The 10,802-nt window shown below is 50.9% G+C and carries 10 protein-coding genes and 2 pseudogenes; 9 read left to right on the top strand and 3 right to left on the bottom strand.

Annotation, left to right across the window (positions count from 1 at the left end):
- Nucleotides 1-33: 33 nt before the first annotated feature.
- On the bottom strand, nucleotides 34-3,018 hold the full coding sequence (locus AC6EMZ_RS23200; RefSeq protein WP_498405173.1) for a Tn3 family transposase: 2,985 nt from the start codon (nucleotides 3,016-3,018) through the stop codon (nucleotides 34-36).
- Between the two features lie 159 nt (nucleotides 3,019-3,177).
- Between AC6EMZ_RS23200 and AC6EMZ_RS23195 the strand changes: the two genes are divergently transcribed.
- The 4 genes from AC6EMZ_RS23195 to AC6EMZ_RS23180 all read left to right on the top strand — a co-directional run bounded on the left by AC6EMZ_RS23195 (nucleotide 3,178) and on the right by AC6EMZ_RS23180 (nucleotide 5,572).
- Nucleotides 3,178-3,762 (top strand): recombinase family protein, encoded by a 585-nt coding sequence (locus AC6EMZ_RS23195; RefSeq protein ID WP_012695450.1) that lies wholly within the window; start codon nucleotides 3,178-3,180, stop codon nucleotides 3,760-3,762.
- 186 nt (nucleotides 3,763-3,948) lie between these two features.
- Complete coding sequence (locus AC6EMZ_RS23190) at nucleotides 3,949-4,506, top strand: OsmC family protein (protein ID WP_000108589.1); 558 nt, start codon at nucleotides 3,949-3,951, stop codon at nucleotides 4,504-4,506.
- 141 nt (nucleotides 4,507-4,647) lie between these two features.
- Entirely contained in the window at nucleotides 4,648-5,229 is a 582-nt protein-coding gene (locus AC6EMZ_RS23185; RefSeq protein ID WP_000210409.1) for a TetR/AcrR family transcriptional regulator, read from the top strand.
- 4 nt (nucleotides 5,230-5,233) lie between these two features.
- Entirely contained in the window at nucleotides 5,234-5,572 is a 339-nt protein-coding gene (locus tag AC6EMZ_RS23180) for a carboxymuconolactone decarboxylase family protein (protein ID WP_000888080.1), read from the top strand.
- Between the two features lie 29 nt (nucleotides 5,573-5,601).
- Here the strand turns inward: AC6EMZ_RS23180 and AC6EMZ_RS23175 are convergent, their stop codons facing one another.
- A complete protein-coding gene (locus AC6EMZ_RS23175) occupies nucleotides 5,602-5,931 on the bottom strand; it encodes a thioredoxin family protein (protein ID WP_002431133.1) in 330 nt (109 codons plus the stop codon).
- A 213-nt stretch (nucleotides 5,932-6,144) separates the two neighbouring features.
- On the opposite strand from AC6EMZ_RS23175, the gene AC6EMZ_RS23170 reads away from it, so the two are divergent.
- From AC6EMZ_RS23170 to AC6EMZ_RS23160, 3 genes are all read left to right on the top strand, one after another.
- Nucleotides 6,145-7,251: an alkene reductase gene (locus AC6EMZ_RS23170; protein WP_006687059.1), complete on the top strand. Its 1,107-nt coding sequence runs from the start codon at nucleotides 6,145-6,147 to the stop codon at nucleotides 7,249-7,251.
- A 65-nt stretch (nucleotides 7,252-7,316) separates the two neighbouring features.
- Nucleotides 7,317-8,018, top strand: a complete 702-nt coding sequence (locus AC6EMZ_RS23165; protein ID WP_001194072.1) for a DsbA family oxidoreductase — start codon at nucleotides 7,317-7,319, stop codon at nucleotides 8,016-8,018.
- A 65-nt stretch (nucleotides 8,019-8,083) separates the two neighbouring features.
- Nucleotides 8,084-8,857 (top strand): SDR family NAD(P)-dependent oxidoreductase, encoded by a 774-nt coding sequence (locus AC6EMZ_RS23160; RefSeq protein ID WP_004729618.1) that lies wholly within the window; start codon nucleotides 8,084-8,086, stop codon nucleotides 8,855-8,857.
- Between the two features lie 210 nt (nucleotides 8,858-9,067).
- On the opposite strand, the pseudogene AC6EMZ_RS23155 reads toward AC6EMZ_RS23160, so the two are convergent.
- Nucleotides 9,068-9,415, bottom strand: a pseudogene (locus AC6EMZ_RS23155) (EamA family transporter); the annotation flags it as partial.
- Nucleotides 9,416-9,654: 239 nt separating this feature from the next.
- Between AC6EMZ_RS23155 and AC6EMZ_RS23150 the strand changes: the two are divergent.
- Complete coding sequence (locus AC6EMZ_RS23150) at nucleotides 9,655-10,407, top strand: alpha/beta hydrolase family protein (protein WP_498405172.1); 753 nt, start codon at nucleotides 9,655-9,657, stop codon at nucleotides 10,405-10,407.
- Between the two features lie 26 nt (nucleotides 10,408-10,433).
- Nucleotides 10,434-10,747 (top strand): annotated as a pseudogene (locus AC6EMZ_RS23145) (Tn3 family transposase); the annotation flags it as partial.
- Nucleotides 10,748-10,802: the final 55 nt, after the last annotated feature.

The following is a 10,802-nucleotide window of genomic DNA, read 5'->3' as shown; positions in this document are numbered from 1 at the left end:
GGGGTCCGCTTGGAAAACGGAAATTATCCCACGCTAAGACTGTTTTTTGTACAAAGCGGTATCGACTGTACGTAATGAGCGGTATTTTCCGGATCCCAGCTTAAGATTATTACGCCAGACGTAATCTCCACTCAGATTGATATGTTCCCAGCCCAGGGGAGAAAGATGAGAGACCAGTTGCTCATTTATCGGGATACCCTTTCGTTTTAGTGACTCAATAGCTCTTTCTATATATACCGTGTTCCACAACGTGATCGCTGCTGTCAGTAATGTCAGCCCGCTGGCGCGATAACTCTGATTCTCCAGCCCACGATCCCTTATTTCACCCAGACGGTGCAAAAAGACCGCTCGCGCAAGGGCATTACGGGCCTCACCCTTATTCAGCCCCGCCTGCACGCGTCGGCGCAGACCGGGATCACGGAACCAGTCCAGCATAAATAGTGTCCGTTCGATGCGGCCAATCTCTCTCAGCGCTTTGGCAAGTCCATTCTGTTTTGGGTAACTGGCTAACTTTTTCATCATCAGTGATGCGGTGACTGTCCCCTGCTTAATCGAGGTTGCCAGGCGCAATACCTCATCCCAGTGCGACTCAATGTCTTTGATATTCAGGCAGGTTGGTGATATGACAGACTGAAGCCCCGGATAGCGCTCGGCCTTTCCATGAATAAACAGCCGCTTGTCATGAAGATCACGGATCCTTGGCGCAAAAGCGAATCCCAGCAGGTGCATCAGGGCGAAAACATGTTCAGTGAAGCCTGCGGTATCGGTGTAATGCTCGGTAATTTCCAGATCGCTTTCATGGTACAGCAGGCCATCAAGCACGTGGGTTGAGTCGCGCACCCGGCTGATCACTTTGGCGTAGAACGGGCTGTATTGGTCTGAGATATGCGTATAAATCTGCACGCCCGGCTCCTGACCATATTTAAGATTGACCTGACCGGCATAACGTCCGTGACTGCCTACCCGAAAGTTCTGCCCGTCTGACGACGATGTTGTCCCGTCGCCCCAGAATGCGGCCAGAGGCCGCTCTTTCTGTGCGTTGACCAGCTCGGCCAGTGCCGCTGAATAAGTTTCATCCCTGATGTACCATGCCTGAATACCTTCGAGTGACGATCTTGTGGCCCCAGGGCAGGATTCCGCCATTTTTGTCAGCCCAAGGTTGATGCCGTCAGCCAGAATGGTGGTCAGCAACAGTCTTCCGTCTTTTGGTCTGACGTTATTATTTTTGAGGTGCGCGAAGTGACGCGTAAATCCCGTCCAGCTATCAACTTCTTCCAGTATCTCCGTAATTTTCGGATGGGGAAGCATGCCATAAACCAAATCTGCAAAGGGCGAAACACCTGAAGGAACGCTGTTCTCCAGTGGAGTGATTTTTACGCCTTTATCTGAGATATCTACATCGGGCAAATCACCGGCAAGCGCCATCGCGTTAACTTCTTCCAGCCGAGATGCAAGAAGAGTCATACGGGCCTGAAGGTATGCCTGGCTATCGGTCTGAACGGCCAACTGTAACTGGTCATTATGTCGGGATTTCTCAAACTCAGCAGTCGGGATGAGATAATCATCAAAATTTTTGTAGCGGCGCGATCCTTTTACCCAGATATCACCGGAACGTAATGCACCCTTGAGTTCATTCAGTACGCAAAACTCGTAGTACTTGCGGTCGATGCCTGAAGGCGTGAGCACCAGTTTTCGCCAGCTTTCAGGGATAAACCCTGTTGGCGCTGATGGCGGCACTTTACGAAGTTGTTTACGGTACATTTCCGTTATGGTGTCCAGCGCATCGCTGAGCGCCTGCGCCGCAGGTGTCGCCATGAACTGCAATGCTGACAGCATACGCGGGGCATATTTACGCAACGTACTGTATTTTTCGGTGATCAGATGAAGCGCGTCGAAATTGCCCTTACGGGAAAGAAACCGCGTTTCTTCCACGCTGTTGATGAATTCCTGCCAGGGAAGGACATCTTCTATTGCAGTCCAGGGATCTTCCCCGGATTCTCTGGCGTTAAGTAACGCCTGCCCGACGGTAACGTACTGCTTCAGCTTGCTCTGAATAAGCTTTCCCGTTTGCTGGAGCCGTTCGGCCTGCGTGCGTTTTGCCCTGCTGAACAGACTACCCAGGATACGCTCGTGCAGATCAATCACTTCGTCAGTCAGGGTGGCCCTGGCCTCTGTTATTATACAAACCAGCGTAGCGTAACGTCTGACATCGGTGAATTTTGCCAGGTCCCTGCTGCTCATTTTCCGGCCCTCACGCGCCAGTTTAAGCAACCTGTTCTGGTGAACGGAAAGTGCAATACCATCAGGCAACCCCAGCGCAGCGATGGAATTAAGCCGGTCGATATGTTGCAGCACATTTTTACCGTTTATTTTACCCGGAGGCTGTAGCAGCCATGCCAGACGGGAAGGTTGTTCACCCTCTGATATGAGCAGGCTGTCGAGTGCTGATTTATGCTGCTTTTCCAGTTGCGCGGTAAGTGTCGAAAATACCGATCTGTTAGCGAGCGTGACGACTTCGGCAAGCGTCCGTTCGATCACTTCAACAGAAGGGAAAATAACATTATTGTTATGTAGCCAGCTGAGCATTTCTTCCGCCAGCATAAATCCTTTGTCAGTTCGCATGGCATAGGGGTGCAGATGATGGATACAGTCTTTTTGCATTGACCGGCTGAACGGGGATAGTTCCAGGTAGCGATAAAGTTCGGTCAGATGTTCCCAGCGGGTTTGCTCTCTGGATGCATATTCCGGCCATAAATCAGGCTGAAGTTTCAGTCGGGAAGCAACCCTGGATACAACGCCATTGTGAGGAGCACTGCTTTTGTCCGGAATAAATCCAGGTCCACGCAGATAACAGAGTAATACAGCAAAGCCCAGGCGATTCGCTGGCCTTCGGTGCTTATTAATGAGCGCAATATCCGGTTCGTTCAGAAAACACATTCGGGTCAGAATAATTTCATCATCTGGTATAACCAGTAAGCGTTCCTGCTCTTCGCTGCTCAGTATCTGTCGCCGTGGCATAAATGCCTCCCTCGCGTATAGTTTTCATCTGTTATTTGTTCGCTGTGACCGAAACCGGTCGGTTTCGTACACCACTTACAGCACATGTCCGAAACTTAGTGAAATTAATTTCGGACACACGTTATAATTCGGACATCCATTTCGTACGGAAAGTTTCCCATGTCACGTGTTTTTGCCTACTGCAGGGTCTCAACTCTGGAACAGACCACAGAAAACCAGCGTCGTGAAATTGAAGCGGCGGGTTTTGCCATCAGATCCCAACGACTTATTGAGGAGCATATCAGTGGCTCGGTTGCTGCCAGCGAACGCCCCGGATTTATCCGGTTGCTAGATCGCATGGAAAATGGGGATGTACTGATTGTCACCAAACTTGACCGTCTGGGTCGTAATGCGATGGATATCCGAAAAACAGTAGAGCAACTGGCGGCTTTAGATATTCGCGTTCATTGTCTCGCACTCGGAGGCGTTGACTTGACCAGTCCGGCCGGAAAAATGACTATGCAGGTAATTTCTGCTGTAGCGGAGTTTGAGCGGGATTTGCTGCTTGAGCGAACGTATTCAGGTATTGCGAGGGCAAAAGCGGCTGGAAAACGCTTCGGTCGCCCCCCCATCCTGAGCGAGGAACAAAAGCAAACAGTGACAGAGCGCCTAAATGCTGGCATCAGTATCAGTGCTATTGCCCGGGAATTTAATACCACCCGCCAGACTATCCTTCGGGTAAAGGCTGGATTGCTGCAAGAGTGAGCGGCTGGGAAGATTATAAAAAAAAATCAAATGGTTATTATGAAATAAAACAGCCTGCTGGGTTCTTTTCCCCCTATTTTTTATAAAAGAGTAGACAAAAGAGGTTCGCGATATTAATCTACCAACTAGATGGTTGGTACTGATTACACCAGCTATACCTTTTATCAAGAAATTACAGGAGCCATTATGTCTACTACCGTTAAACCTTCTGCAGACGCAGCTGCGATCCACAATACCCGTGAAGCAGTTCGCAGCCAGCCTGGCCTGGGTAACCTGACTTTCCAGATGAAAGCCCGTTCCAGCGGCGGATTAACCGTTCGCACAGAGACCGGCGCCACAATCCAGAACGGCGTTATCGATACCAGCCGTGTGGGGAAATTTTCTAATATCGGTGATGAACCCGCAGGTTTACTCGGCACCGATACCGGCATGAGCCCGACTGAATACATCATGCAGGCGCTGGCTGGCTGTTATACCGCCACCCTTACCATGATGGCTGCTGAAAAAGGGATCGACCTGGACGGTATCGAGCTGGATCTTAATTTCGATATCAACCTCAACGGCTTCCTTGGGCTGGACAGCAACGTGCGTAAAGGTGCGAAATCTATTCGCGTCGATGTTCACCTTACGAGCAAGACCGCCAGTCGCGAGGAGTTAGAAGCGCTGGTCAGCGAAATGCAAAAGAATTCGCCAATCCACGATACTCTGGCTAATCCGGTTGAAATGATTACACGCCTGGCGTGATGTCAGAGATGTAATGCTGCCATTCAGAATGCAGGATGGCAGTGACGTTCAGCTCTGCACGATACTGAGTCAGTGATACAACTTGCTACGGAAAAATAGCAACAATATAATCTATCAACTAGTAGATTATATGGAGTAATTATGACAACCATGACACGGGAACGGCTGCTCAGCGAAGCAGAACACCTGATGCGCGAAAAAGGATATTCAGCATTCAGCTATGCTGATTTATCAAAAATAGTGGGTATCACCAAGGCCAGTATTCATCACCATTTCCCGACCAAAGATATTCTGGGTGAGCAGGTGGTAATACAGGCGTTCTCTGATACACAACGCGTATTTGAGCAGATAGAGGCGACTGAGAAAAGCGCGGAGAGAAGAATTGCGGCTTACATCGATATCTTCGCGCAAAGCCATAAAGCTTCGCTACTGCCACTGTGTTGTGCGTTGTCAGCAGAGACCGCCAATCTGCCTCAGGCAATTACTGTACAGACATCACTTTATTTCGATATGCAAATCGAGTGGCTCACAAAAGTCGTCAGGGCGGGCATGGAGTCAGGTGAGTTTTCATCCCATGCCGAACCATCAGATATTGCTTTGATGATCATTAATGTCTGTGAAGGCTCAAGCGTAGTGGCGCATGCAACGGCCAGACCCGAAGTCTTCGCCAACAGCCTTAAGTATATAAAACTGCTTCTTAATACCCCTCATTCAGGAGAATGACACTATGCTGGACTGGAACAACTATCGCTCAGAGTTAATGCAACGTTTAGGCGAGTTGGGCAAACTGACCCCCGAGACCATGAAAGGCGTGGTTGCCCTGGGCAACGCAGGTAACAAAACTGACCTTTTGGGCGCAAAAGTGCGTGAACTCATTGCCCTGGCGTGCGCAGTCACAACCCGCTGCGACGGCTGTATTGCTTTTCACGCCGACGCCGCTGTGAAAGCCGGTGCAACCGACGCTGAAATTGCTGAAGCGCTGGGCGTGGCGATTAACCTCAACGCTGGCGCGGCGGTCATTTATTCAGCCCGCACTCTGGATGCCGTCGGTCAGGCACGCGGTTAAGCATTAATAAATTCCACGTTAAAAGGGCATTACTGCCCTTTTTTTATGTCCGCAATAGCCTGAGCATATACCGATGCAGGTTTCACACCCGGTATGCGTTTAACTAATTGCCCTTCATGAAATATCAGCACAGACGGCAGCCCCCAGATCTCGTATTTGGTTGTCAGCACCGGCGCCTGATCTACATTGACTTTCCCCACCTGAATATCTCTATCGAGCCGGTCTGCAAACTGACTGAACATTTCTTCGCTGGCCTGACAGGGCGGACACCAGGGTGCAGAGAAACGTACCACCGATATTCCTTTGTACTGCTCTATCTGGCGGAAATTATCTTCGTTATAAGCTGTTAATGTACGCATGGTGATGACCTCGCAAAATGAGTGACAATTCAGAAATGGCTGCGTTATGACAAAAAAATACGACACAGCCATTGACCTACCTACTAGATGGTTGGTATATTGCCACCCATCAGATGTTTATGCAACTCCAGTGCGCGACGTCCAGTCGATGATACTGCCGGGCTGTGCAAATCCCTGCCGGGATACTCCTTTTTGTTTTTTGTGAGGTATACGATGAGTAAGCTTTTCACCCCCTACAATCTGTCTGGCCTGGCGTTAAAAAACCGTGTAGTCATGGCACCGATGACCCGCACCCGCACCATGAATGACGTGCCGGATGAGGTCGTGGCTTTGTACTATGCACAGCGTGCTTCTGCTGGCCTGCTCATCACCGAAGGGATGCCGGTTTCAGAAGAAGGCCGGGGTTACCTTTATACCCCTGGTATCTACAACGACGAACACGTCCAGGGCTGGCGTAAGGTGACACAAGCGGTTCACGCCAAAGGTGGCCGTATTTTCGCGCAGCTCTGGCACGTCGGCCGTATGTCTCACGTCTCTCTTCAGCCAGGCCACATAGCGCCGGTTTCAGCGGGCACCGTTCAGGCGGTCAATACCACCGTTTTTGCGCTGACCGAATCCGGAGAACCGGGCCCGGTTGTACCGAGCCAGCCACGCGCGCTGGAAACGCATGAAGTTAAACGCATCACTGCAGACTTCGTGCACTCCGCACGCCTGGCGATGGAAGCCGGCTTTGACGGCGTGGAAATCATGGCGGCAAACGGATTCATCTTTGACCAGTTCCTCAGTAGCGAACTGAACACCCGCACCGACGAATACGGCGGCTCGGTGGAAAATCGTCAGCGTTTCCTGCTGGAGACCATTGACGCCGTGGCGGAAGCCGTGGGTAACAGCCACGTTGCCGTGCGCCTGTCACCGTTCGGCCGCATTTATGACCTCGCGCCGTATGAAGGTGAAGAGCAAACCTGGTCAGCCATCACCGACGCGCTCGGTCAGCGGGAACTGGCCTACGTACACCTTTACTATCAGCCGGTGTACACCAAAGCGCCACTTCCGGAAGGCTTCCGCCGCCGTTTTCGCAACACGTTTAAAGGCACCATCATCGCTGCCGGCGGTTTTACCCGTGATATCGCAGAGCAGGCTCTGGAAGATGATGAGCTGGATCTGGTGGCATTTGGTGTGCCCTACATCGCTAACCCGGATCTGGTTGAAAGAATGCAAAACGGCTGGCCACTGGCAGAAAGTGACCGCGCCACCTACTACGGCGTCAGTGGTTCCCCGGAAAAAGGCTATACCGATTACCCGGTCTGGCAGGCGCAATAAATCCCATACGGTCGCGGTTCTCTGATAAGTGAGATCCGACCGCCCAACGTCTTTGAGGAATCATTATGCAAACGCTGAAACCCACCCTTACCATCGATATCTGGTCAGATTTGGTCTGCCCGTGGTGCTGGATTGCTAAAAAAAGATTTGAACAGGGTCTGAATCGCTTTGAATTTCGCGACCAGGTGGTGATCCGCCATCACAGCTACCGTCTGGCCGGTGGTACTCCCGCGATGCCTTTTAAGGATGCCATCGTTAAAAAGCTGGGCAGTCAGCATTCAGCGGAGCTGATGATGAATCAGGTGGGCACCGCCGGTAAATCTGAAGGTCTGATCTACAACTTCGACGGCATGATGTTTGGTGATACAGAAGATGCACACACCCTGCTGGTTGCCGCGCGTAAGGCCGGAATTGCGGACGCGGTGGAAGAACGTTTTTATCATGGCAGTATCACCGAAGGTCGCTCTCTCTTTGACCGTCAGCAGCTCGTTGCCATGGCCGTAGAAGCCGGTATGCCGAAAGCTGACGCTGAAGCCGCCCTGGAAAATGACGATTTTCGCGCCACCGTTTCCGACGATGAAGCCCACGCACAGTCTATTGGCCTCAGCGGCGTTCCGGTTTTTGTGATGAACGAAAAATATGCCATCAGCGGGGCTCAGGCAGCAGATAACTTTTTGAATGCCCTGCGTCAGGTCTGGGATGAACAGCAAACCGAATTTTCAGCCACTGCGGGTCAGACCTGCGGAACGGATGGCTGCAGTATTTAATCCGTCAACCGCCGGCAGTTTCACGCTGCCGGCAACGTCTTACCCACCAGTAATGGAGTCAGAAAATGAACACTTTTTTCAAAGGTAAAAAACTGCTCGTCGTCGGCGGTACCAGCGGCATGGGCCTGGCCGTGGCACGCATGGTACTGGAAGCGGGCGGCAGTGTCGTGCTGACCGGGAATAAAAAAGACAAAGCCGAAGCGGTGCAAAAAGAACTGAGCCCTCTGGGACCGGTTGCGGTCATCGCGGCGAACCTGATGACCGAAGAAGGTATGGAAACTATCCGTCAGGAAATTAATGCTCACCATCGCGATATCAGCCTGATGGTGAATGCCGCCGGTATCTTCATGCCCAAAGGATTTACCGAGCACAGCTTTGCCGATTATGACATGTATCTTTCGCTGAACCGAGCCACGTTCTTTATTACACAGGATGTCGTGAAGAACATGCTCGCCGCGAAGCTCGAAGGGTCTATCGTCAACGTCGGTTCGATTGGTGCTCAGGCTGCACTGGGTGACTCGCCGGCCTCGGCCTATTCAATGGCAAAAGCGGGTCTGCATGCCCTGACGCGTAATCTGGCGATTGAGCTGGCCAGCGCGGGTATTCGTGTCAACGCGGTGTCTCCCGGTATTGTTCATACGCCGATATACGAAGGCTTCATGGACAAAGCGGATATCGCAGATGCTATGAAGTCGCTGAACGATTTCCACCCGCTGGGACGCGTCGGAACTGCCGAAGATGTGGCAAACACTATTCTCTTCCTGTTGTCTGACAAAACCTCATGGGTGACGGGCGCTATCTGGGATGTCGATGCGGGCATCATGGCGGTCAGACGATAACCCCGTGACGCTGGCATAAGCCGCCCCTTAAGGGCGGCATTTTTTTGTCGCCAGACATGTCATCAGCAGGCTTCACTAAGAATATTCACGACCTGTTCATCCGTGCCTTTTGTGTTCCCGGCACAGGGTGTTATGCCGGGTTCTGACGACATCCTGACAGGACAAAACGGCCAGAGAGAAAGGGGTTATACACGATGAGGAGCCGGTAACGGAGAGTGATTCCCCTTTAAATAATCCGTGGATCACCATCGCAAACTGTACGGCACCAAAAAGTAACAGCGCACCTGCCCCGGTATCGAGATGGATATAGGCGACAGAGAAGAGCACTGCGTACACCATGAGGTAAAATCCGCTCAGCGGACGCCACAGCGATAATGTAGTTTTTGCGTGATAAAACAAGAAAGGTGACAGGACGAGTGCACCACTGGCCAGCCTGAGGCTGCTGAATGAAAGGGGATCAATGTGGCCTCCCTGCAGGGCCAGACGGCACAGAATAGAGTTTGCAGCAAACGCCAGCATTGCCAGGGATATTTTAAGAATGAGCGCGCAATTGGCCATTCAGTGAGACCTCATAAAATTCTTGTAAACTACCATCTAGTTGGTAGCATAGCGTAAGTGATCACCGAACAGGAAGCAATAATCAGCTTTCAAACTGGAAGGTGAGGACAGGCATTCGGAATGAATTCTGTTTCACATCCCAGTAGAGGAAGGAAAACGCGTAATGCCAGATGCAGAGCAGAAGATTATTTTTCCCTGCGATCAAACATATGAAATCAGTTTAAGACCTGGAATATCCTATGAAAAAACTAAAATTTACGTTCAAAAATGCGGCTGGTGAAGAACTGGCCGGATTGCTTGAACTTCCTGAAAATCCTAAAGCGTTTGCGCTGTTAGCTCATTGTTTTACGTGTGGCAAAGACCTCAAAGGCGCGGCGCGTATTGCGCGGAAACTGACAGAGAATGCTATCGCCGTTCTCCGGTTTGATTTTACTGGTCTGGGAAACAGCGAAGGGGATTTTTCCAACACCAACTTCTCATCCAATATTTCGGACCTGCTTTGCGCGGTAGATTATCTCCGCCGACAGTACGAAGCGCCTTCTTTGCTCATCGGCCATAGCCTGGGGGGATCGGCCATTCTGTCTATTGCCGGCGAAGTTCCTGAGGCAAAGGCCGTTGTCACCATAGGATCACCCGGAGAACTGACACACGTAAAACGTCTTTTTAAGGATGATGTTGAAAACATTAACCAGCATGGAGCCTATCCCGTTGAGCTGGCCGGGCGGGTATTTACCTTAAAGAAACAGATGCTGGACAATATTCAGGGACACAAAATCGCTCATAAGGTGTTCGCCATGAACAAGCCTCTGCTTATTTTTCATGCGACTGAAGATGATACTGTGTTAATTGAGCAGGCCGAAAAAATATTCAAAGCAGCAAAGCATCCCAAGAGTTTCATTTCGTTGGGTAAGGCGGATCACCTTCTGACTCATGCTCAGGATGCTGAATACGTTGCCGATATCATTATATCGTGGAGCGAATGTTACCTATAAACAGAGTAAATGCGTTCAAACTCGTAGCGCAGAGGGCGATTTTCTGCAGAGATCGGACGCTGTTTATGCTGGACTGATTTTGCGATAAAGGCTTAGGCCGATGCATACAGGCGGGGCTGAATAAGGGTGAGGCCCTTGGGCGAGCATCCTTCATGCACCGGCTGAATGAAATCAGGGATCTGGGGGTGGGAGGATCAGCGTTACCACGCCACCGGCGCTGACACTACATACGGCGGCGATAACACTCTGGAATACGGTTTATATAGAAAGAACCATTGAGCCGCTTAAGCAAAAAGGAGTCCCTGTTAATGAACTGCTGGTCTCTCATCCTTCTCCACTGCTGTACAAAATATATTCTTAGCGTGGGATAATTTCCGTTTTCCAAGCGGACCCCT

The sequence above is a fragment of the Enterobacter sp. SCRI0065 genome, assembly GCF_059766475.1.
Note: the sequence above shows the minus strand (reverse complement) of the source record. Positions and strands in the feature narration are given on the sequence as shown.